Source organism: Pseudoalteromonas luteoviolacea NCIMB 1944 (assembly GCF_001625565.1).
In the GTDB taxonomy this organism is placed as follows: Bacteria; Pseudomonadota; Gammaproteobacteria; order Enterobacterales; family Alteromonadaceae; genus Pseudoalteromonas; species Pseudoalteromonas luteoviolacea_F.
On the sequence record NZ_AUXS01000016.1, the window covers coordinates 335929 to 359412 of the forward strand.

25 protein-coding genes and 3 pseudogenes are annotated in these 23484 nt (G+C 39.0%); 5 read left to right on the forward strand and 23 right to left on the reverse strand.

Annotation, left to right across the window (positions count from 1 at the left end; translation table 11 throughout):
- Positions 1-184: 184 nt before the first annotated feature.
- Positions 185-967, forward strand: coding sequence for a hypothetical protein (locus N483_RS06260; protein ID WP_023401904.1), 783 nt, complete (start codon positions 185-187; stop codon positions 965-967).
- Between the two features lie 148 nt (positions 968-1115).
- Here N483_RS06260 and N483_RS06265 read toward each other — a convergent pair whose 3' ends face one another.
- From N483_RS06265 to N483_RS06285, 6 genes are all read right to left on the reverse strand, one after another.
- Positions 1116-2315, reverse strand: a complete 1200-nt coding sequence (locus tag N483_RS06265) for a DUF642 domain-containing protein (protein WP_023401903.1) — start codon at positions 2313-2315, stop codon at positions 1116-1118.
- Between the two features lie 367 nt (positions 2316-2682).
- Positions 2683-3507 (reverse strand): sulfite exporter TauE/SafE family protein, encoded by an 825-nt coding sequence (locus N483_RS06270; protein WP_023401902.1) that lies wholly within the window; start codon positions 3505-3507, stop codon positions 2683-2685.
- Between the two features lie 88 nt (positions 3508-3595).
- Positions 3596-4624 (reverse strand): methionine synthase, encoded by a 1029-nt coding sequence (locus N483_RS06275; protein ID WP_023401901.1) that lies wholly within the window; start codon positions 4622-4624, stop codon positions 3596-3598.
- 24 nt (positions 4625-4648) lie between these two features.
- Entirely contained in the window at positions 4649-5635 is a 987-nt protein-coding gene (locus tag N483_RS06280) for a DUF1852 domain-containing protein (protein ID WP_023401900.1), read from the reverse strand.
- 405 nt (positions 5636-6040) lie between these two features.
- On the reverse strand, positions 6041-6178 hold the full coding sequence (locus tag N483_RS27660) for an epoxyqueuosine reductase QueH (protein WP_155250832.1): 138 nt from the start codon (positions 6176-6178) through the stop codon (positions 6041-6043).
- 38 nt (positions 6179-6216) lie between these two features.
- A complete protein-coding gene (locus N483_RS06285) occupies positions 6217-7125 on the reverse strand; it encodes a LysR family transcriptional regulator (protein ID WP_023401899.1) in 909 nt (302 codons plus the stop codon).
- Between the two features lie 117 nt (positions 7126-7242).
- On the opposite strand from N483_RS06285, the gene N483_RS06290 reads away from it, so the two are divergent.
- Positions 7243-8025: an FAD-binding oxidoreductase gene (locus N483_RS06290; protein WP_023401898.1), complete on the forward strand. Its 783-nt coding sequence runs from the start codon at positions 7243-7245 to the stop codon at positions 8023-8025.
- Positions 8026-8150: 125 nt separating this feature from the next.
- Here N483_RS06290 and N483_RS06295 read toward each other — a convergent pair whose 3' ends face one another.
- From N483_RS06295 to N483_RS06330, 8 genes and pseudogenes are all read right to left on the reverse strand, one after another.
- Positions 8151-9278 (reverse strand): serine hydrolase domain-containing protein, encoded by a 1128-nt coding sequence (locus N483_RS06295; protein ID WP_023401897.1) that lies wholly within the window; start codon positions 9276-9278, stop codon positions 8151-8153.
- Between the two features lie 176 nt (positions 9279-9454).
- Positions 9455-9805 (reverse strand): hypothetical protein, encoded by a 351-nt coding sequence (locus tag N483_RS06300; protein ID WP_155250823.1) that lies wholly within the window; start codon positions 9803-9805, stop codon positions 9455-9457.
- 26 nt (positions 9806-9831) lie between these two features.
- Positions 9832-10356: a hypothetical protein gene (locus tag N483_RS06305; protein ID WP_023401895.1), complete on the reverse strand. Its 525-nt coding sequence runs from the start codon at positions 10354-10356 to the stop codon at positions 9832-9834.
- Positions 10357-10466: 110 nt separating this feature from the next.
- Entirely contained in the window at positions 10467-10817 is a 351-nt protein-coding gene (locus tag N483_RS06310; RefSeq protein ID WP_036977321.1) for a hypothetical protein, read from the reverse strand.
- Positions 10818-10918: 101 nt separating this feature from the next.
- Complete coding sequence (locus N483_RS06315; protein ID WP_023401893.1) at positions 10919-11452, reverse strand: hypothetical protein; 534 nt, start codon at positions 11450-11452, stop codon at positions 10919-10921.
- Between the two features lie 98 nt (positions 11453-11550).
- Positions 11551-11836 (reverse strand): annotated as a pseudogene (locus N483_RS06320) (hypothetical protein); the annotation flags it as partial.
- A gap of 128 nt (positions 11837-11964) precedes the next feature.
- Positions 11965-12297, reverse strand: coding sequence for a hypothetical protein (locus N483_RS06325; protein ID WP_023401891.1), 333 nt, complete (start codon positions 12295-12297; stop codon positions 11965-11967).
- A 1-nt stretch (position 12298) separates the two neighbouring features.
- Complete coding sequence (locus tag N483_RS06330; protein ID WP_023401890.1) at positions 12299-12793, reverse strand: hypothetical protein; 495 nt, start codon at positions 12791-12793, stop codon at positions 12299-12301.
- 400 nt (positions 12794-13193) lie between these two features.
- Here N483_RS06330 and N483_RS27665 point away from each other — a divergent pair.
- Positions 13194-13365 (forward strand): annotated as a pseudogene (locus tag N483_RS27665) (IS3 family transposase); the annotation flags it as partial.
- Between the two features lie 480 nt (positions 13366-13845).
- Here the strand turns inward: N483_RS27665 and N483_RS06340 are convergent.
- Positions 13846-15192: an amidohydrolase family protein gene (locus N483_RS06340; protein ID WP_023401888.1), complete on the reverse strand. Its 1347-nt coding sequence runs from the start codon at positions 15190-15192 to the stop codon at positions 13846-13848.
- 720 nt (positions 15193-15912) lie between these two features.
- On the opposite strand from N483_RS06340, the gene N483_RS27430 reads away from it, so the two are divergent.
- Positions 15913-16107 (forward strand): phage integrase N-terminal SAM-like domain-containing protein, encoded by a 195-nt coding sequence (locus N483_RS27430; protein WP_063383318.1) that lies wholly within the window; start codon positions 15913-15915, stop codon positions 16105-16107.
- 332 nt (positions 16108-16439) lie between these two features.
- On the opposite strand, the gene N483_RS27435 is transcribed toward N483_RS27430, so the two are convergent.
- From N483_RS27435 to N483_RS06370, 6 genes are all read right to left on the reverse strand, one after another.
- Complete coding sequence (locus tag N483_RS27435; protein WP_023401887.1) at positions 16440-16931, reverse strand: hypothetical protein; 492 nt, start codon at positions 16929-16931, stop codon at positions 16440-16442.
- On the reverse strand, positions 16921-17550 hold the full coding sequence (locus tag N483_RS06355) for a TnsA endonuclease N-terminal domain-containing protein (RefSeq protein ID WP_023401886.1): 630 nt from the start codon (positions 17548-17550) through the stop codon (positions 16921-16923). The genes N483_RS27435 and N483_RS06355 overlap by 11 nt, the downstream gene beginning before the upstream one ends.
- A 287-nt stretch (positions 17551-17837) precedes the next feature.
- Entirely contained in the window at positions 17838-18962 is a 1125-nt protein-coding gene (locus tag N483_RS06360) for an SIR2 family protein (RefSeq protein ID WP_023401885.1), read from the reverse strand.
- Positions 18940-19395 (reverse strand): hypothetical protein, encoded by a 456-nt coding sequence (locus N483_RS27220; protein ID WP_023401884.1) that lies wholly within the window; start codon positions 19393-19395, stop codon positions 18940-18942. Before N483_RS27220 ends, N483_RS06360 begins: the two co-directional genes overlap by 23 nt.
- A gap of 48 nt (positions 19396-19443) precedes the next feature.
- Positions 19444-20097 carry a DCL family protein gene (locus N483_RS06365; protein ID WP_023401883.1) on the reverse strand — a complete coding sequence of 218 codons (654 nt, stop codon included), beginning with the start codon at positions 20095-20097 and terminating at the stop codon, positions 19444-19446.
- Between the two features lie 163 nt (positions 20098-20260).
- Positions 20261-20917, reverse strand: a complete 657-nt coding sequence (locus tag N483_RS06370) for a hypothetical protein (protein ID WP_023401882.1) — start codon at positions 20915-20917, stop codon at positions 20261-20263.
- 159 nt (positions 20918-21076) lie between these two features.
- On the opposite strand from N483_RS06370, the gene N483_RS06375 reads away from it, so the two are divergent.
- Positions 21077-21628, forward strand: coding sequence for a recombinase family protein (locus tag N483_RS06375; RefSeq protein WP_023401881.1), 552 nt, complete (start codon positions 21077-21079; stop codon positions 21626-21628).
- Positions 21629-21862: 234 nt separating this feature from the next.
- On the opposite strand, the pseudogene N483_RS27440 reads toward N483_RS06375, so the two are convergent.
- A pseudogene (locus N483_RS27440) lies at positions 21863-22398 on the reverse strand (transposase); the annotation flags it as partial.
- A 246-nt stretch (positions 22399-22644) separates the two neighbouring features.
- Positions 22645-23484, reverse strand: a complete 840-nt coding sequence (locus N483_RS06385) for a hypothetical protein (protein WP_023401878.1) — start codon at positions 23482-23484, stop codon at positions 22645-22647.

Sequence of the window (23484 nt, forward strand, 5' to 3'; positions counted from 1 at the left end):
AGCCACAACACAAAACTTTAACTTGAAATAAACATGTGTAAAACATAATATCTTGTTTCCAAAAAAGAGAACTTGGATGTGTTTCTTGCTCTTCCACACACTTGAGAGAGCAACCGTGCACAACTGTTTTTTGTTCCCTCTCTAGCTCAATTATTAAAGTTTCAAATACTTTAAGGATAAAAAGATGAAAATAAGAAAGGCCCTAATTAGTTTAACTTTAGCAAGCGCTGTATTTAGTATTAATGCAAATGCAAAGCAAGATATAACGTTTAAATTAGCAGCAACGACTGATGGCACTACGCATTCAGTACCTATGCCTATTGCGGGACAGAATCCATTTTCTTTTGACATTCTATTGGACTACCAATACCAGACTAATGGTGGCCGATGCATTATTGTATATCATCAAGACTCTTGTACCATTGAAAATATGAATGGAGCTGTGACTCTATCGAATATTCACTGGGGCAGAGCCTCGATTAACGGCTCCATTCAGCAGATCTCTAATTGGATGTATGTCAATCCAAAAGAAACCAGCTCTACTGTTTTAATTCCATCTAGTAATGTTCACTTCTACTATATAAATAATGACAAGCCAACCTCTACGCTTAACGTATATGGCCGCTCTTCACTTCAAATTAGTAATTATGGTAGAGCTAGCTTACAAACAACTAAAAATGCTAACAATGCAGGGTTTGAGATTGCGCGAGTCCCTGCTAGTACAAGTCAAGATGGCGTAAAATTCCCTATGATGGCGGGATGTATCAATTTAGCCGTGCTTAACACAACGTTACCCAGCATTGCTCGTGTTAACTTTACCGAAGCAAACCAAACTACTGGGCCTATTACTACCACCTTATGTGTGCCAGGAAATGACACAACCACATTTGTTGGTATAGACGCAAAAGCAGAGCGTATTGCAAATATCACAGCTAAAGTGCCAACTGAATTAAAGCACCTGTATTAAAAAGCGATTGCTACTAACAAGAATCAAAATTAGCTGCTGAAGAGCAGCTAAAAATCGCTAGAGTAGCTTTGTGTGAAAAAAATTATATGGGTTTGAAAACAAAATCAAACCCAATTTAATAGACGTGGCCAAACAAATCCTAAATCGTCTACTTACAGTAGTTATCTACGAAGGTTAAATCATTGATATGCCGTGGCGCATCCATAACATAGGTAGACACTGCGGTTTGTGGGTCGACGGTATAAATTTTCGCGTTTTCACCTGAGACTCTTCCTGAGACATACAATGTACCCTCATCGGAAATTGCTAAACCAGACGCCCAATTAATGCCATGGTGACCAATCAAGGTTAATGCCATCGAACTATCATCGATTGTATATAAGGATTTACCAGTTAGCACATAAAGTGTGTTGTTATCAGCAGAATAAGCAATGTCACCGTGTGAGAAAGAATCACCTGAATAACGCATCTTGCCTAACACTGTTTTTTCACCAGTTTGTAGATTGTAATCATACATATACGTTTTACTGGTGGCGCGTAAAGATTGCCCGCTCGCGGTTACCGCAGAACGATAAATTGGCCAAGATTTCGCATCTGCCTCAGCAACTTGAGCACCGGTTTCTAAATCTATTGACCAAAGTTTTGAAGCCTTGCTGCCAGAATCAAGCTGCTCCATAAAATAAAGCTTATCATTGTGACTAGCAATGTTTGACGCGGTATTTTGAGCCCCTGCTACGACACTAAAAGTCTTTGTCTCTAAATTGAACTTATAGACATAACCCGTCTCAAATGAGCCATAGTTATTGATCCCAAAAATACCCGTGTGGCACGCCTGTTTTTCTGTTACGACAACGTCGTCAATAAAGCCCCCTAAACTATCGTTAGTGCCCGCTCCTGTGAAACGGAGCTCTGAAGTACTTGAATCCGCCTCTAAAGACAAGGTAAAAGACTGCCAACCTCTTTGCGCTGCGTTTAAATTTAAAACCGTCGTGCCATTCCACTTAACATCAACTTTGTTTGTCTGAGTGTGCCCAGAAACTCGCGGTGAGTAGTAGAATGAGACTTCATATGTTTTTCCAGCCTCTGTAGCGAGAGTTTGAAATACACTGTGATTGGCAGTCGAATCGAGCTCAATATATTGATTGCCATCTTGAGCGGTAATGATACCAAGGCGTGACGTTTGAATTTCAAACCTTGCCCCTTCACGTTGCCACCCGGTTACTGTACTCAGCAATTTCCATTTTGATTTAACGACATCCTGTTCGAAAGAGCCGTTTGTAACTAAATTGTCCGCTGTTGCAATTTGCGAAGCAAAAAGCGTGGACATTGCAAAAAGAGATAATTTCATAAAGTAGCACTCCAAGGTTTGGTGGTATTTACAGCACAATCGAAAGAACATTTACCAATTAAATTCATAAGGTTACATTTAATATAAGTGTTCAGTTAGAACTGAATCGATGTCTTCATTTGAAAAGAAGTTGCACAAATGATGCCTAAACTGAAAGCAGTGCTTATGGATCAGGAGATTACTATAAAAGATCACGATCTTACCGGCCGCTTTAAGTCAGGTGTCTCACTGACGAGGAATTAAGCAGCTCCAGTGATTACTGAAGGTTTTGTTGTTTAAAAGCTGGGTGACTATTTTGGGGCTTAAAAAATAGGTCAGCGACTTTACAGCCGCTGACCTCTCGCAAAAATGTTTGTGTATATTCGCCCTACAAAAATAATTGTATTAGCATACGCATGCCTGTAATAAGCAATACGATAGAAAATACTTTCTTGAGCTTTGTTGCGTCTAATTTAGCTGCGAGTGATGCGCCAACTGGCGCAAATAACACGGTTAAAGGCACAATACATAGGAACGCAACTAGGTTCACAAGTCCGAACGTGCCGACAGGAGCATCAGCAGGTGACTGACCTAAAATGAGCATAGTCGCGGCTCCTGGCAAAGAGATAATTAACCCAATGGCAGCGGCTGTACCCACAGCTTTGTGAGCCGGGTAGTTATAAAGCGTGAGTAATGGAACAGAAATAGTACCGCCTCCAATGCCCACCATTGAGCTGAAAAACCCGATTGAGGTACTCATTGTTGCTTGTCCGGCTTTACCGGGTAGTGATTGAAATAAAGCTGACTTGCCTGTTCGAAACATCATATTCAGGGCTGATAAAGTAGCGATCACACCAAATAGCCCAGTCAACCAAGTGCCGTTGATGCGAGTTACCAGCCAACTTCCTGCCAAAACGCCAATAAATATAAACACAGCCCAGCGCTTTAAAAGGTCAAAATCTACATTACCTTTTTGATTGTGCGAGCGAATTGAGCTGATGGAGGTTGGAATAATTGTCGCTAACGAGGTCGCTGTTGCGATAACCATGGCCGACTCAGGCGATACGCCAAAGCTCTGAAAAACAAAAAATAGCACCGGCACTATCACAATACCGCCGCCTACCCCCAACAAACCAGCCAAAATGCCCGCAAATGCGCCAGTTGCAATCAGTGCGACAAGTGTTGAAGTATTATTGCTTAAAAACTCTATCATAGTGTGAATCAACAACGTTTAAATGAAATAAATAAAACCAACAAACGGAAACCCCATTTGTTGGTTATGTGAAAAACAAACGAAGAAATTATGCAGAGAGCTCTTTTCTTACTATTTCAGCCCCAGCTGCTAAAGCCTGCAATTTGCCTCTCGCTACTTCTCGTGATAACGGTGCCATACCGCAGTTTGTACTTGGGTAGAGCTTGTCGGCATCGACATATTTAAGTGCTTCGCGAATAGTGTCGGCGACTTCCTCTGGCGTTTCAATGTCATTGGTAGCTACATCAATAGCACCGACCATCACCTTCTTGCCTTTAAGTAATTCCAGTACTTCTAGAGGCACTCGACCGTTATGACATTCTAAAGAAATAATGTCGATGTTAGAGCGCTGGATTGCTGGAAAGGTTTTTTCATAGTGACGCCACTCATTGCCCAATGTTTTCTTCCAGTCGGTATTTGCTTTAATGCCGTAGCCATAGCAAATGTGTACAGCGGTTTCGCACTTAAGCCCTTGGGTTGCGATTTCAAGAGCTTCTATACCCCACTCGTTCACTTCATCAAGGAACACATTGAACGCAGGTTCATCAAATTGAATGATATTAACGCCAGCTGCTTCTAGCTCTTTTGCTTCTTCATTCAATGCTTTAGCAAATTCGAAAGCAAGGGTTTTACGATCTTGATAGTAATCATCATATAGCGTATCTACCATAGTCATCGGCCCAGGTAGCGCCCATTTGATTGGCTGCTGTGTTTGCGAGCGTAAAAATTTTGCATCGTCAACAAACACCGGTTTTTGGCGGCTTACTGGGCCAATAACCCCCGGTACACTGGCGTCATAGCGGTCGCGAATTCTAACCGTTTTCTTATTTTCAAAATCAACACCGCTTAAGTTTTCGATAAACGTAGTGACAAAATGCTGGCGGGTTTGCTCGCCGTCACTCACAATTTCGATACCTGCACTGTCTTGTTCTTGTAACGTGACTCTCAGTGCGTCTTTTTTACCGGCTATCAGTTCTTCGCCTTCTAATTTCCAAGGTGACCAAAGCTGTTCAGGTTGTGCTAGCCAAGACGGTTTTGGCAAACTTCCGGCGGTAGAGGTTGGGAATAGTTTTTTCATAATTAATGCATCTATACCTTAAAATCAGAATGACGGCTGAACAAAGTTAGCGGCCCACTTTTCCAGTGTTGACTGGTGTCGCTGAATAAAATTATCTTCGCACCACTTGCCTTGTTCAATCGCAAGGCGAGCGCGCTCTTCTCGGTCATAAACCACTTGCGTTAAAGAGCAGTCTAAGTTCTTCAGGCTTGGCTTATAAGTTTCACCAGCGGTAGAGTTAGCGTTATAAATCTCTGGGCGATAAATCTTCTGGAAAGTTTCCATGGTGCTCAGCGTACTGATCAGCTCCAATGTGCTGTAATCGTTTAACAGATCACCGAAGAAAAAGAATGCATACGGAGCAACACTGTTTTCAGGCATAAAGTAACGAACTTCCATACCCATTGTTTTGAAATACTGCTCAGTCAGTGATGATTCATTCGGCGTATATTCAACACCCAAAATCGGATGTGTATTACTTGTACGATGATAGGTTTTATTGTCAGATACACTTAAGCAAATGACAGGCGGCTTACTAAAGTTTTCTTTGTAAGCACTTGAATTAATGAAATCTTGAAACATTTTACCGTGCAATTCACCATAGTTATCTGGCACAGAAAACTGATCTTTCCCTTCATTGTGTTTACGTAGTAGCACGCTAAAATCGTAGTCGCGTACATACGATGAGAAATTGTTACCCACAATACCTTCAATACGTCTGTTCGTATGGTGGTCAACTATGTATGTTTTTAATACTTCGATAGTAGGAAACGTTTCGCCATTGCCCTCAACATCAATGTCCACATGCACAATATCAATTTCAACTGAGTAACGGTCTTTGTTTGGGTTATCCCAATTTGCCAGACTATTAAAACAGTTATTGATCATGTTAATTGCTTTACGCAGGTTTTCTTGACGTACTTCACCGCGAGCCAAATTAGCAAAGTTTGTAGTAAGGCGCGTATCGTTCGAAGGTGAATAGTGCTCATCAAATCGAATGGTCTTAATGGAATAGGTGAAATCGCTGCTCATAATATTGTGGTGTCCCTAGCTTAAAAATTAAATCTGGCCTCAAAAGTAATGAAGCGATTCTATGATGAATAATCCATGATTAATATTGATTTAATTTTATGAACCTATGAGTTTTGCTCATAGTATTATGTTAACGGAGAGAATACACAAACGTACTGGAATTGTTAATCACAGTGAGTGATAAGCTGGGGTGGTAATTAATTCCATGTTTAGTGATGCTGTTTTATGAGCAAAGCCGTTGGCTTTTTAAGTATGCTTGCAATAGTTCGAAACAGCGTGTTATCACTGAAAAGTTGTTTAACTACGTGAAGGACAGCGCTTTGCGCCCACAGTAGAATATGCAGTACAACGAGCGCCGCGTTTAGGTCATTTTTCATTTCTCTAATGCAGGCAAACCGGGGGCTTTTATCTTTTCGTGACTTTTAATTGTTTGTGCAAATGGATATCAGAGTTCGATAAGAGAATAGAGAAATCAATTTTTGAGGCCAACATCACACTTGTCATTTCACCGCGACATGGCTCGCAACAAGAATGTAATAACAGGTAGTTATAGCCATTAGGAAGAGCTAATGGCTGTTGATTTACTCCGAGTCTATAGCCACCGGATGCTTGTAACTGTGCGCCATTTTGATAAAAGCTCCGAGGTAATCAATATTACTATCCCCTTCGCGAGTACCTAAATAAATTTGTTTCGCGATGCCATTTTTACCTAAACGCACAGCTGATAATGGTAATTTTACGCTGTACTCCTCTGCCAGCCAGCGTGGTAATGCCGCAACACCTCGACCACATGCAACCATTTGCAACATGATGTCGGTGGTTTCAACGGTTTTATGTTGTTTAGGGATCACTTGATCTGGATTGAGGAACTGCGTGTAAATATCAAGGCGATCTTTTGATACTGGGTAGGTAAATAATACTTGGTTTCTAAGATCTTCAGCCTTAGCAAATTTTTGCGCTGTTAATTCATGATCTTTTGGAACAACGAGCACTTGCTCATAATCAAATACTGGCTCAAAGACCAGACCACTTTTAAAATAGGGATCAGGTGTTACCAGCAGATCTATTTCGTAATCTAACAGAGCACCTACTCCACCGAATTGAAATTTTTGTTTAACATCTACGTCAACACCCGGCCAGGTTTCTAAAAAAGGCGACACCACCTTTAATAGCCATTGATAGCAAGGGTGACATTCCATACCGATCCGCAATGTGCCGCGCTCGCCCATGGCGATTTGTTTTAATCTTTCTTCAGCACCGCTCAATAGTGGAAGCGCACGGTTTGCGATATTAAGCAGATAATGGCCTGCTTGTGTTAGCCTTAAACTTCTTCCGTCACGTACCCAGACTGCAGTCCCTAGATTGTCTTCCAGTTTACGCATGGTATGACTTAAAGCCGATTGTGTTACACAGAGCTCTTTTGCTGCGGCAGTAAGAGATCCTTGCTGATGGACAGCATGAATGATACGAAGGTGGATACGTTCTAACATTTTTAATTATGAGCAAAATTAATAGATTGTTTATAATATATCATTATCTCTCATCTATAAACTCATCTAAACTAGCGCCAATTAAATAATCCATACGATTAAATGTAGGTTTAGAAAATGAAAAATGAAGCTAAAACGCCCCCTGTTGCACATCATGACGTTTTTGTAACCAAGTTAGAGTCACTGAATAAACACACCTTTCAAATTGAGCTCTTAGCACCTGAAGGAAGCGTATTGGACTATAAGTCAGGGCAATATTTGAAGCTCAAACTTGATGTGAATCATGATGGCAAACCATTGTGGCTTTCATACACAATTTCCAGCCGTTTAGATGCTGATAAAGCGAATAAAGTGTGTCTAATCATCCAAGTTACCAGTGATTTTTCAGGTAAAGTTGTTGACTGCTTGTTTGCTGCCAAAGCAAATAATCAGCCAGTTGCTATCATGCTCGCAATGGGAAATGCGTTTTTACAGACCAATATTGACCAGCCTCATTTATTTGTCGCTGCAGGCTCTGGTATATCCAAGATAAAATGTATTACTGAAGAGCTTTTGCATCGAAACCCTGAAGCCAATATCAATATTTACTGGTCCAATCGTCATAGCGATGACTTTTTTCTTTTGGAGCAATTTCATGATTGGGCGACTGCGCATAAAAACCTAAATTTCAATACGATTTTAGAGTCGGCTCAGTCGGGTTGGACAGGAAGAACAGGCTTTCTCTACGAAGTGATACAACAAGATTATTCTGATCTTAAGGATACACATGCTTATTTGTGTGGCTCAACACAAATGGTTTATGGCACGATTGACCAGCTAAACTCTATAGGCTTACAAGAGCTAAATTGCTATTCAGACGTTTTTGAGTTTTCACCTAGAACCGAAAAGCTAGAAGCGTAAACCAATTCAGATAATTTAAAGCTAAAAGTGCTTTCAAGTAACCGCCAAATATGCTTTTTGTGGTTACTTGAAGGGGTGACTAATTGTTGGCTAACCCACGTAGTAGAGCAGGATCGAGCCAACCGTTACGGATCCGACTTTAAAGCTTTTTTATATTCAATTAAATAATCAAAAACCTTATTTGAAATCGATTCTAACTTTGGTTGAGTATTTTTCCCTGCCACATTTGTCACAACGAAAATACCAATTTTTTTCTTTGGGTAAATGGCTAGCCAACTAGATGTGCCCATTGAGCCGCCACTTTGATAGAGCATTAGTTCATTTGAATCATCTTTAGCTGTATACCAATAAAATGCCTTGCCATGACCCGTCCAGCTCTCATCTAATAGTTGATGAGAAATTGCCACCTCAGGCTCTGAAGAAAATTGATGTTGCATATACCGCGTGACAGACTCAAGGTTTGAAGTTAATCCCCCACCAGCAAGCCAATATGGACTAGCCAAGGGCATTTGATTGCCATTTCCATCTGATCCGACTGTAACTTCGCTTACTTCGGAGTCTGTGCGTCTGAATTTTGTGCCTCGCTCTCCAGACTTACTCGTGATTATTTCATAAACCAGTAATTCAAATGGCTTTTGGTAAACAGATTCCAGAATATATCCAGCTAAATTTGTACCGACGCTTGAATATAGATAGTCCTCGCCTGGTGTAGAGTTCAGTTTTACTTTTTTAAGGTCATCAAAGTAGTCACTTCTAGAATATTTTGATATTTTTTCAAAATATCTGCCTTGCTCAATATCTTCGCGACTGGCAGCAAAATTGCTAGGCAGCCCACTGGTATGCGTCAAAAGGTGTCGTAAAGTTATATACTGGTTGGACAGTTCTAAGTTTTTATATTCGTTATTTTTAAGGTAATGGCGGATATCTTTATCAAGCTCAACTTTCCCGTCGTGAATAGCCTTAGCAACAGCTAAACCTGTATAAGTTTTGGTTAACGAGCCAATTTCATATATTGTTTGGTTGTTAGGCGTGTCTCCATTGCTTAACGTCCCAACATGATATTGGTAAGTATTTTCTGAGTCTACGACAGAAATTGAGACCACCTGCCCAACATTTCCATCAATAAATTCAATGATTTCATCTTTCGTATTGGATTCAAAATCAATTGCATCATGACTTTTGCATGAGGTCAAAACTGTTATTAATGAAATAGCCAATAACGATGATATAGTTTGAGTTATTAATCGGCTCATTACTTTCCTTTTAAAATCACTAAAATCATTCTTTAGACGAAAAAATTGGCTAAAAGGTTTAAAGGCTGAGTCAAATTATCTGATTAATGCTGAAAATAAACGGCTAAAACATAGTCGGCTAGAATAAGCGCAAGCCTGCAGTTTTACGTCCATTTTTTAATTAACTTGTGATGTATTTATTGGCTACAGCCTACCAAATTGCTTTTACTAACGATGAGCACAAACCGTTTATTGAATTCACTGTTTGTTAAATAACCACAAGTTCCAGTTATTGTATTACCGTCAATTTTAAATGAATAATTATAACTACCATCATTTTGAGAGAGTGAATGGTAAATGGTGTTTTCTTGCTTGTGTCCAATAGAGCCAAAATTCAAACGACTCTCAGGCAAACGAACAATGGCCTCTGTTATAACGTTCTCTGATTCATTTATGACAGTAACACTTGGTTTAATAAAGAAATACAGATGATAAAAAGCAATAACAATAAAAGGGATAGCCACTGTTATCTTAATAAGCTGATTCAACAATAATCTCGATAGCACAGAGCCCCCTAACCAGCCGGGCCTTTGCTTGGCGTCGCTTGAACTTGATTGTTATGTTCCAACGCGCCTTTCATTGCTTGTTTAACTTTTGGGTTCTTAAGCAAGTCTTCATAACCATCAAGCATTGATTCTATTTTATTTTTCGGAATTCGCTCAGCGCTTGGCTTTGAATAAAACTTCATAGCTGCTTGAAATCGAGTCATGGAAACTCTCATGATTGAAGAAATCAACTCGTTGTTATCATGAATTTTGGTGATATCAAAGCAACCTTTAAGTTTCGTTTTTTCTTTGTCATCTTCACTTTTATATTCGTCTACACTCAAAGTCCAAGCGGACCAATCAATATCTTGATCAGGAAAACGCTTATCCAAGTTCTCAAATAGTTGCGGAGCAAACACGTTCTGTAATATGAACTTACCCTTGTCTTTATCAATTCTACTTACTTCATAAGACAGGCATGAAGCAAGTGGAGCTGGTTCTTGCGCCTCACTGAAATAACTAAAAAACATCAATACGATATAGAATGTGCGCAAGCTTCCTCCTTGTAACGCCTCGTTAAGAGGCAATAAAATAGTTGGCTAAAACTAGCGACGAAGGAGCGCGAGCCAACTTTTACGCGTCCGTTTTGAGCACTTTGTTAGGACTACTTTTCAGCGAAGTCTCTAAATATGACCTCAATAAAAGAGCCAATTGCATTAAACCCAACAAACCAATGTTTAAAATGCTCCTCTGGCGTTATTTCACCACACTTAATTAAATTTGCCAGTAACTCTGAATTTAGGACTTCGTAAACTCGATCATCACTTAAATCAGAAACAATGCATTCGTCGCTACTTAGAAACTTAAAATGGGGTACGTCAAAGAAGTTAAGTTGAACATCTTCATTCATCCAATTTTTGAACCGAACGCTTAAATCAAAGTTACTCCATTCAACCATAGGCTGCTCTGCACAGTCGGCAGTTGATGAGTTTAAATTTATCGATTTAACTTTCATTTATCAGTAGCCCTAACGCTCGCCGTAAACGGCACAAAATAGCAGGCTAAAATTGTCGACGAAGGAGCACAAGCCTGCTGTGTTTGTGGCCTTTTTAGGCATCAAAATGCTAATATTCTAGAAAAGCTATATAACAATTTACCTTCACAGCATTCATGATTATTTGAAATAAATTGAGCTGTCCATCCCTTTGTACCACTTGAACCAATTTTAAATTTAGTTAGCTGGTTATATAACTGCTCTAAGTTTAATTCTTGGAACGAAGATAGCCTTTCTTCCAAGTCTGTCGTACACCCCGATGAAGGTATATTTACATTTGCGTTGTAAATAGCATCAATTCTCTTAGGCTGGTAAGTATCAAATTTTGCAACCAGCTCAGGGTTATTTTCTATAAACGATTCCAACTCGTCTTTTTCATCAGAATCCAAATGAGAAACAAACGCTAAATCACAACATTCAGTTGAAAAGGAGCGCTTGTAAGAGTCGTTTACAAAACGTGAAGAGAAAACAATAGTTCTGGTTTTACAGCTTTGGCTTTGAATATCGAAATCACTTAGCTCTAGAATTCGGTGAACTCTCCATATTCCTGAGCCATAACTTCTGACCCAATCTCCTATCTTAATGTTTTTTACCATACTTGCCTGGATCCCTACGCCTCGTTATGAGGCTACAAAATGTTGGCTAAAATTTGTGAAGTACGAACAAGATAACAAATAGGACAGGCACTTTTCTTTTTACTAAGAGCATCACCGTTTAGGTGTCTATCAATGATTGACCTACCCTTGTATAACTTGTATCACCTCGTTATCTCGCCAATCCAGTGCTTTCAACCTATTCACTTTAACAACCAAGTTATAGCGGTTACTCATAATGGCATATGCGGCTATTTCAATCGCAAATACACCGCTTAACAGCTTCATTCGCTCTACTAGCCATGTCCGTCTGTGGTCAAAGTTTTTACCTGTGTACTTATCCTCTCCATATAAAAAAGCACGGCGTACACACCGTGCTTTTATCATTTCTATTCAACTCAATCTCAAGCTGGATATTTAAACAGAAGTAAAATAGCACGATTTAAGCAATAAGTTTGTGCCAGTCCTAAATAGTGACAAATTACTTTCTATATCGTATCCACCTATATATTACTCTAAAAAAGAACTTTATGAATTCGACACAAACCCGTAGCATTCTTACTTTTATCTGTTTGTATAGTAACTGTACCGCCAGACACCTTTGATGTAAGTAAGCCGCTATAAACGATATCTTTGTTTGAAGCGTTATGTTGTAAATAATAAGTCAGACCACAACCGCTTGGCGTTGCGGAGCCACTCCCTAAAGTAACCCAGACTCCATACGGGTCACTGCCATTGGCCCATACTTGAATATTACTGATTTTTCCAGATGCATTGGCCCATGTACTCGCTTTAGTACCAAAAGAAATAGCTCCAATGAGTAACCCAATAAAGAGAATTGTTTTCATATTACAGTCCTGTTTTAAGTTTTTTTTCGAGGCTTTGCCAGAAAGCATCTGACGTTTTTAAATCATCGAACTTGATTGTTTCTAGTTCAATAGAAACAAAGTCAATGTCACTATTATCTTCCACTTTAATAACCAAGCTTGTGTTTACCAAATTTTCATCTCTTTGTGCAGCCGTGAAATCAAGCTGTGACAAGCTAAAACTTTCAGCGTTTGGAAAATATCCGTTTAGTAGAAAAGAAATATTTTTAATATATTTGGCTTTATGTATTTCAATTTGTTGATGAAAGTCTTTAGCTATACCTATATCTATTGCTACACCTACACCAATTCCCATAGCACCAAGAGAGCCAACCAACATAGGCCCGGCATTTGTTCCCTTTCCTGTATATGACGCCTCAGGAATTTCCGGGCTAAGGGGTGCTGTAGCTCTTGAGCTAGAACAACCTGTAATTACGAAAATTACGGTAGATAAAATTAATAAAATTCTTATATTCATGCTAACAATTACCGATAAAGGCTTTTGAAATCCAGATTAAAATAAAATTTAAGGCTGTTTTAAGTATTTAAAATCAGCTAAAACCAGTCCTTTAAGCAGAGTTGTAATTTCAAACTACACATAACCATTAAAAGGAACTTAATTCAAAAAATAAAAACAATGGAAGTATACACTTATTGTTGTTTTATTAAAACTATTCTCAGCAACCAAATTAGGTTACATTAATTCTCTGCTAAAATAGCTCGCATATTTTAGCTAACCAATATTGTGTTTATAGACTTGAAGCATAAACGCATCTGGGGGCCGTGTTGTTTATAAGCTAATGCTAGCATTAACTCTGATTTATTAGTTTAAGACTTGGTGAAAGTTGGAAATTAATGTTAATGCAATCAAAGTGCATGTACTGGAAATATGTCGTAAACATGGGGGTACATTTTATAAGTGGCGTTCTAAATATGGTCCTCTGATGTAAAGATTTAAAAGAGCTTGAATTTGAAAACCGCAAGCTAAAAGATATGTTTGCGACCCTCCGTTTAAAACACTCGATGCTTGAGGAAACCACCTCAAAAAAGGCGTAAAAACAATTAGACGCAGAGCTTGGGTCGAGCACTTACGAGCACGGTTTGAAGTAAGCGCGGCATTTGCTTATGATGCAGCTCTAATAATTTATAAACCTTATTAATGTCATCTGATTCAAATTTCATGTAGCCACCTACAGATGAGGTAGTATCAATGACATCCTTACTTCCAATTTGGAGTCTAGTGCTAATTTCGCTTCCACCATTGAACATACCACTTTGGGTGCGATAGTAATGAAATACTCCCATTGCTCGGGACTGTGGGAGTATCCGCGTTATTATGAATAAATAAAATATACTCCATGGTTTATCTCCTGAGAAACTTAACGCTGCAATAAGCGGTGAGTAACAGTTGGCTAAATGTGGAACGAAGCGGAACCGAGCCAATTGTTACGAATCCGGCTTAATTACTTTGTTAAACGGCACATTTCTATGCACACAAGAATATTAACTTACCAGTGGTCTCTGCAAAAACTACGACTTGTCATCGTTAAAACTATTTTGTACCACGATGTTTCCATTTTTGACCACAAGAGAAATACTCTGTGTATTCATAATATCCTCGCTCGGTGAGGCATTTAAGATAACAAAATTGGCCTTATCGCCTTCATTGACACCACTTTTAATACCCATAAAGTTGGCAGAGTAAGATGTTGCTGAAGCAATCGCTTGGTGAGGTGTCATACCCGCATCAACTAGAAGTTTCATCTCTCTATGAACAGAATAACCTTGAATAGTGTTCCAATTCCCCGAGTCCGTGCCTACAAGAACCCTAACACCAGCATTAATCATTGCGTTGACTGAAGAAAAAGTGACAGAATTTCGCTCTCTAAATTTAGCCTGCTTACTCTTATATTTAGCAATTAGATCTGCGTGGCGATAGGCTGATATTAAAGCATCTGGAACAAGTTCCTTGATTAAAGGGGCATCTAACACCGTTGGGTCAAATAAATAATTAACGAAATCTGTATGAATGGTTAATGTGGGTATCATCACAATTCCGGCTTTCGCCATAAGGGCTGGTATGTCCTTTGGAATTTCACCGCGTGGTACATGGGTGACAGCTGAAGCACCAACTTCTATCGCATCTCTAATATCTTGCCAGGTTTTAATGTGAACAATAGATTTGATACCAAACTGCTTAGATGTTTTAACTAATTGCGCAAATACTTCTTTTGAAATCGAAGGTTGATCGTCAGAAGGTTGATAAACAATTTTTATCACATCAGGGTCCTGGGTCGCTAACTCGGTCATCTCTCTTACTGCATCCGCAACAGATGTCACCGTTCTTGTAGCAATACCATATTCGGAACAATGGCCTTTAGGTGCTGTAAAACAAGTCAGGCTAGCATATATATCTGCCCCCAGAAATTCCCCATTTCGTTGCTTAGTTCTAACATTAATAAGACTTTGTTCATCACCGAATAAGTCAACAAAGCCAGTGACTCCTGCTTTCAATACTCTTTCTGAAACAGCCTGTGTGCCCGGTGCATCGTTCTTAGAATAAGGTATAAAGTTTCCAAACGAATGGGTGTGCATGTCAATAAGGCCCGGGATCCCCCATTTTCCCTGCAGATCGATTTTTTCCCCTGGAAAGTCGTCAGGTAAAGTCTCTGTTTTGGTGAAAACAGTCCCATCTCTAACAACAATAACCTTGTTTTCAAAACCATTCTTTGGATCAAAAAAGTGTCCATTTACATAAGCGGTATCTTGTACAGAATAAACATTTTGGTTGGTTTCAATCTGGCCTAATGAGCAGCCAAACAACAATACTGAAAAAAGTATAATCGTTAAATACTTTAGGTTAATGGGTAAAAACATGTCTAAAACTCCATGATCATGTAAACACAATTTTTTTGTAATTATTTTTATACCAAGGCTAGGAATTACGCGCCGTGATGTTTAACGCCACGCACAGCGGCTGGAAAATCTGGCGGTTTTTGTGCTACGTAGCTGCACAAAAAATGACAGGTTTGACAGTCCGTTGCTGCGCCTTGTTATGCTGTTATTGCTCAAGTATTGCATATACCAACTCGTTAATTTGAAACAGATCTGACTCGGTGAAACCTGTCTTCAGCTCAATTCTCTTGATAGCAGCGCCATTGTAGTTGCCCTAGGCTTGATCAGATGTTGCAAAAATCCACCCTGCAAGCTCTTTTTCAATGATATCTGATCCTGATAAATGTGCTGATACAGCCTCTAACGCTGAAATTAATTTGGATATTTACCAAATCTCGAAGTGTAACCAACCCCCTCGAGAGCATGATATTGAATAATTTCCTTAACCTCTTTGTATTCCATAATCTCTTAGTGCATAACAATTTTATAGTTCACGCGTCGCGCATCTTTCTGCCGATGTCACGCTCATATATTTAATAAATCTACTTTTTAAAATAACGTAATGCATTACCAACTATAAATATTTTACTGGTGATAAAGATATTCAGAAAAAAGAAAATGCGCTCGGTGCTCATTTTCTTGAATACGGGAGCAGAATAGTCAGAACTGTATATTTACATAGTCACCCTTATTGATGATGACATGAAAACACGCTCCCCACTTTTAAATTATATCGCTGATTATATGTTGGTACGTCAGCATTCATTACGCGCCGTAGAAACGTACCTAAAATGGATTGCATCTTATATCCATTTTCATAACAAGCGTCACCCCGCTTCAATGGGGGACAACGAGGTCGAGTACTACCTAGAGCATTTAACAAGAGTTGCACCATGAACACAAGCCACGGCACTCATTTCATTATTATTTTTATAAAAACATATAATAAAAAAGAACTGTCGCTAAACTTAAATTTTGCCCACAGAAAAAACAAGCAAAACTATCTGTCGTTATGACACCAGAAGAAGTTAAGCTGCTTATAACTCATTTAACTAAGCGTTATTGCCTTATTGCCTTATTGCAGGCCTTATATACGGAAGTGGTTTAAGAGTAATGAAAGCGGTACAATTAAGAGTGAAACAATATTGACTTTAATTGTAAGTGCATTCAAGTATGGAATAGCAAAGGCAATAAGCACCCTATTGTAACGCTATCTACTGAACCAATACCTATTCATATAAATAAATTATACATATTGATAACTTTCTAAAACTTGAATTAAATAATTCGGAATACGCTGACGCAACAGACGGTATTTCTCTTATTAAATAACGCATGAGGGCAAGTTCGAAGAGTTTATCTGTCTCGGTGCGAGCTTGGCGGTTGCCCTTGCGATGATGCTTTGGGATCAAAGCATGAATGTCTTCCTCGGCTTTAATATAGTCAGCATGCCACCCAGCAACAGTGCGCCACTTTGGCTTTTCTTGCCCTTGAAATTCAGGCATTTCATCCAGTAATGGCGTTAAATTTTTTTGTGTCCAACCACCAATTAAACGCTGTTTGAGCCACTTGATATATTTAAGTCGAGCAAGTGTAGCTGCCTGCACTTCCTCTGGTAGTGACTCTAAATCGCGAGGTTGAGGGTTAGGCTCTTCCGCTTTAGCGGTTTCAACTAACTTTTGGGGTTCTTCCTCAACGTTAAACTCGTCTTCAAACTCCATCAGCCCAAATCACCGACTCTAAAGTAAGTTCTGTGTTTAAGTCTGAATTAACACTGCCTAAAGACAATAAACGATATACCGAGGCAAGTACCTCACCGATGGAGGCTTTTAGGGTCATTACCAAATCTTGAATAGTAAGCTTTTGCCATTGGTTAAGTAGCTGAATGATGGAGAGTTGGAGGTCTGTTAAAGACTGAAACCCCGAGTAACGATGAAGCAACTTTAAGTTGTCTAAGGTTGGATAAACACGAATTTGCTTGTCGGTAACTAATATCAGTTCAATACCTAATTGCTCTTTGGCAACTAACTGTTTTTGCGCAAAGCGTGCCCTAAATTCAGGGTTTGATATTTTACTAAAGGGTTTAACTTCAATAAGTTTTTGCGGCTTCTCATGATGAGTAATCAAAAAATCAGGAGTGTACGCGCAAACCTTGCCATTGAATTCATATCCAAATACTAACGGTTGAGCCTCAAAAGCTTTTATTTCACGAGAGTATTCAAAGTGAAAACACGCATCGAACTCTAAGGATGATTCAACTAAGCAAGTGGCTTTGTTCTTTTGACTTGCAAACTTATAGAGATTTTTGACTCTGGAGTGCTTTAGTTTACGCCTGATCATAACCATCACCGAATATACGAGACGATTTAAAAGTAGGCTATGCAGGGATTATAATTCAATTTTTATGCGGGGTTTTACTACAAATTTGCAGACTTACAAATTTATAGTGGAAAGTGTACTAAATATAGAATACACAAATAAAACAATGAGATATAGCAATGAAAAATTAGTAGTCAAAAAAGGAAGTCACTTACATAACATTTCAACTGTATCAAGCATTTTGACTTGCTATATACTAATACCGAAAGTTTGGGGAATAAGCACCTAAAAATTTCTATCGAGGCTTGTTATTGCCAGCCCCATTTCAGTCGATCATAAAGTGCAGCTAGCTTTCTAAAACTACTTGCGTAGCTAGAGTTTTCATAATCAAATTTGTCTTCATTCTCAATTAAAAATTGATGTAATAAATCAACGTTAATTTTATCTAGACTTAGAAATGGAATGTATGCTGCGGCATTTTCAGGTGTACAAGCCTCAAGGATCTGTTCCATATTCATATGCCTATAATTCCTAAAATATGGCTTTGAGTATGAGTTCATTCGAAGTTTCTTAGGATCTCTAAATACAACTTTATCTAACATAAACTCTGAACTTTTGTAAGCCAGCTCGTCAGTAATACCAATCTTGTGTAAATACATAAACACAGGAACATTTGGTGTTGATTTGCAAGATTTTGGCGCCACATGCCTTAGGATTTGTTCACCATCGTATTCTTTATTTTCGTGCAGTAAGTCCTCAAAAAGATCATTAGTATCAAGGCTTTCGTAGCCAATAGGAGATGGTCCAACTGACGCTTGCTGAGCAACTCCAACACCAACTAGAAATTCAACATCATCTTTTGATTCTATTTCATCAATATCAACCACGCATATTTTTTTCTCCGGCTCAGAAGACTGTACCAATTCGTATAATTGCTCCTTGCAATATCTAAGCACTCTTGCTGGTATTTTTCTCTTTGTAGAATGTATTGCCTTATAAACTGGAAGAAAATCATTTGTTTTGACTAATACTAGCGGTATTTGAATTCCTTCAATGGTCAAGTAAGTATCGGATATGTTAGGTTCTTCCCCCTCTGATAGTCGCTGAATAAATATTAAATTCTTTCGAAGTTGTTCTATATTCTCTCTTCCTATACAACCAGATATTGCCTTAAGTAGGCTACTAATATTCTCATCAGAAATTGAATACCCTATAAATACTACTGGGTGTTCAACAAACAAGGTAATTAATTTCGCTGCTAAATAAGTGTTTTTTAGATTAAATGAATCATAATCAGAATCGGTTAAAACCAAAGAGCTGGAACTTGTTGAACAGCCGTGAATTTTATATATTTCACCTATTTCTTGCGGGTTAGAGAATAGGAGCTCTTCTTGTCCAATGTATGTTTTTCTATTCTGGGAATAGTTGCTCAATAAACATATCCCAGTTTGTAGTAATTACTCCATCAACATTTAAGTTTGAGAGTAGTTTTACTTCTTCCGCGTATTTAGACTCTTTAGCTATAGATTGATCTAATGTCGATAGGTAATTACAAATCTCTATTCTAAGAGCTGATGTTTCATCTAAAATTTTTAATTTAAATCTCTCTACACTTTTTGAGTACTCAGCTTCACTCCACCAATATTCATTAAAGTCCTTAGCAAGCAGTGCCGCAACCTTAGGGTAATTACCATTAGCTGCTGACAAGTAATATTCGAAAGGCTTTCCTGTAATACAGAACTTGCTAAGTAGTCCTCTCCAGTCCTCTAAGCCCAAAAATCTCCTTGAAAACCCAGAACCTAAAAATAAAAAAGGCCCAGCAGAGCGGCTACGAAATATCTCAACTAGCTTACTCTCTATATCCATACTTACTCTCGTTATTTCCACTTAATTCAAAGGACGTTTAAAGCCCTGTTAGATTTTCAATCTACGTAGATTTGCTTTTGCACTAAGCAACTGCAAAGTCGCATTATTTTGATGATAATTACGCCACTCCTCTACCAAGCTAGGCTCCGCTACCTGCCCACGTTGATCTGTGTCATCGGGGCTAGGGTTTGTTAACGCAACAGACTCAATGTCTATTTGACGTTCACTGAGGAAGTTATTTAAAAGATTTTCAAATGAAGGGGTTAAGTAAGAAACATGGCTATTGTCATAAGTCAACGTAACCCCGAGTATTGGGCACATATCAACTTCCTCTAACTGGGCTTTTTTATACGCCATAATCAATTTTTTAACCGCTCTCCTAAATGCCATTGAGATCACTGTTTTCCTAGATGCTGGTTGTATACAGTGCACCCAACTACAATCGATTTCAGTGCCATCTACTCTGTGTATATATAAACATCGATTATTGTGAAAATCTCTTTGAACTTTAATATGATCTATCCCAACACCTTTCTTTTCCTCAAACTCAGAATGAAGCGTAAATAGAGATGCAAAAAAAAGCTCGTCCTCAACACTAAGTCGCTCACCTCCTTGATATTTATTTATCCTGAGACGTGCCTCTTCAATAGCTCTTTTCTTGGTTCTAAATTGGTATACTCCAAAAGCAATCGGTTTTGCCATCTAACTCTCCTTGAAAAACTAACAATCTTAGTGAACGAGAACCTTGTAACTAAAAAGCCAAAAATAAAGAAAGCGAAGATCTGCTCCTCGCTTTTTCACTTCATTTCTGCGTATTTTGAAGCCTATTCACCATCCATCTATAGCTGCATGGTTTTAGCTCACTTTAATCAGCTTCACGCCTTTCAGCATTAAGCTTCTCAAGCTGCTCTAAAAGCTGGTCATAAACCTTTTGATACCTCACAACCGTATGCGTGCGCAGGTATTCGTTGATCACTTCATCAATTAGGTTATGTACTTCTTGAGGTAGTTGCTTGGTGCGATTACCTTTGGCTTTATGCCTTGGCATAAGTGCGTGTTTATCCCAGCCGCTTTCCACAAAGGTTTTGTTCCAATGGGCTAGCGTGCGCCATGAAGGTGGGCTGCTGTCGTTTATTTCCGCTGCCTTTTGGGTAATATACGGAGTTAACCATTTTTCGGTATAAGCTGGTACGCTTTGTTCAATTGCGCCTTGCACATACTTATAACGTCGCTCCATTTCTTTTCTGGAAGCAAGGTCTTCAGCTGCCTCCATTTCAGGCTTTTTAACGTTATTGAGTGGTTTAAAGGTTAGCTTGGTGGGCAGTTCTCGCCGTGCAATGGTTCTGAGATGACCGTTTGAAACCAGTTGCTCAAGCCTTGGCTTTGCAAAATTAAACAGCCCACCGCTTTCAATATCCGTCAACACCACATCGGTACCCGCAATGCTTTCAACCGCGAAGTAAGAGCATGAATGCTCCGATAGGCGCTTGACTAAAATCAGGTCGGGGTTTTGCAAGTCCATTGTGGTGGCGTTTCCTAAAACTGCGGCAAAGCATAAGTTCAAATAGCGTATACCCTAATTGATCATCACCAATGCTGATTAAAAGTGTTCATTTAGGGTGGTTTAAGGCGTTAGTACGCACTATGTTTATTTAGTCTAGATGCTAAATGAACAATTACCATGAGTAAGATTGGATATGCGCGAGTTTCAACTACAGATCAGTCTTTAGATTTACAAGTAGCCAAACTTGAGGAAGCTGGTTGTGACAAGGTGTTTACCGATATGGCATCAGCATCGAATACCAAACGCGATGGGTTTCAAGCCCTACTTGCCTACCTTCGTGCCGGTGATACCTTAATCGTGACTCGAGTCGACCGTATCGCTCGTTCCGTACTCGATCTACAAACCTTAGTGAACCTCTTAAAATCCAACGACATTCAGCTACAAGCGCTAGAGCAGCCCATCTCAACCGACTCGGCCTCGGGCAAAGCCTTTTTAGATATGCTCTCCGTGTTCGCCGAGTTTGAGCTTAATATTAGAAAAGAGCGCCAGCTCGAGGGCATTGCAGCTGCTAAAAAAGCAGGTAAATACAAGGGCCGCAAGCCAATATCCAACGACGTAAAACTTGATATCCACCGCTTACACAAGCAAAATCAACCGATTGCAGCAATCGCTAGAGAGCTAAATATCTCTAGAAATACTATTTATAAAACCATCAAGACTAATAATTAGTTGTACTCATAGGTTTATCATAAGGAAAATTTAGTGATTTTAAGTCTAGGACAATATGTAGAGGCTGTTTCTGAGCTCAACCATGACCTTTGGTTTAGAGGTGTAGGAAGTACAGATTTTCAATTAACTCCGGAAAAAATAGGACAGGCACTTTTTAAAAGTTAGAATTAAATTGTGGAAATATATTTCCAAGCCTAAGGTTTTTTCGTCGCAATGCGATTAAAATCCGCCTGATTTTAAAAGGCCAACATCAATATCATACTCGGCCAGCATTGCCGAGAGTGTTCGACTTCCTGCGGAGCCTCGGCTTAATTTAAAGCACTCTTTGAGTTTAGCTCGAAGGTACACCTCGCAAGTATCAATGGCACTAAGGCGACGCTTGTAGTCATAAAAACTTGAACGGGCGACATCGAAGACATTACAAACCAGTTCAACCGGATCTTGCTCACTTAATTGGTCTATTAACGAATACTGTTTGTTTCTTCTGACATTAAGAGAGCGGTAGCCTTTTTTAGAATCGATTTCTCTCGTTCTAAGCGATTGATACGGGCTTCAAGCTCTTGGATCTTCTGTTGTTCAGGCGTCAAAGCTTTCGACTTCGGTGTTTCACCGCTCCTTTCAACCTCAAGTTGCTGAACCCACCGTCTTAGGGTAGTTTCACCCACATCCAAGGAGCGGCATGCATCTGGAAATGAGTAACCTTTATCTAAAACTAAGCAAGCTGCTTCAAGTTTAAACTCTTTACTAAATGTTCGACGTTTTCTGTCCATTTGACACGACTAGTTAAGTGGTAATCATACTACCTAAAGTTGTGTCCGGGTTTATTGAACCACAACACCGTGCAATTAAGTGATAATAAGATGTCGACGTCAAATCTATCAGTGCTTCCTTGCTCTTGTAATTCCTATTTAACTCAACCTTAACTGGATATTTAAACAGTATTCAAGCAACGTAATTTATGCAAATAGTTTGTGACTGTCACATTAGGTTATTCCTGATTTGGTTATTATTATACGCTATTTCACCACAGGCTTTTGAAACCCTCCATTACAAAAATCTACAGACCCTGATAGGGCTTTGTAAAGGACTGGCTTCCAGTGGTTCTTTGAATATTCCACCTCTAATTTTGAAGCCTCAGTCCTTAAAGATCTTGCTACATCACAAGCTGTTCCTCCTCCGAAAAATATCCTTTCTAAACTTCGTCTTTTTCTACTTATTTCAGATGCAGCTTTTATTCTGTACCTTTTCTGTAAGGCTAGCTTTTTGAAATGGTTGTCAAACAAATCAGAAAAGTAAGGCTCATTAACTACTGCAATTGGCAAGAATTCTATTGCGACCTTATTATTTACTGTAATTAATGCATTCAAAAAACATTCATCTGGAAAAATATCATAGTATGTATGAATAAATAGACGCTGACCATTATTAATCCAATTGGAACCTTTGTAATTGCTATTACAAACCCCACAAATAGGAATTAGGTTTTTTGCTAAAACAGAAAACTCAGGAAAATTCTCTTTGGGCAAGTAATGGTCAAGTGTAGTAGGTTCACCAATCCCACAAAATGGACAAGCATCAAAGTCTTCTATATCTGGATACAAAAGCTCATCTCTTAAAGTTGACATTTCACCAGTTTTAGATGTGTAGCATTTTATAAGAGCATCAGCATTAACACCTGTGATGGTACTTATAGCCAAGTTTTCAAGCTGCTCTGCATGAGCATCATATTCATCATACCTGCGTTTTACCGCTGGTCGAACACGAACTAGTCTACCTTTGTAAGGTCTGTTTTTAGAGTTAATTATTCTTGTTAGTTTCTTTTTATTTAAAGTAGTTGGTATAGGTAAATTTCTCAT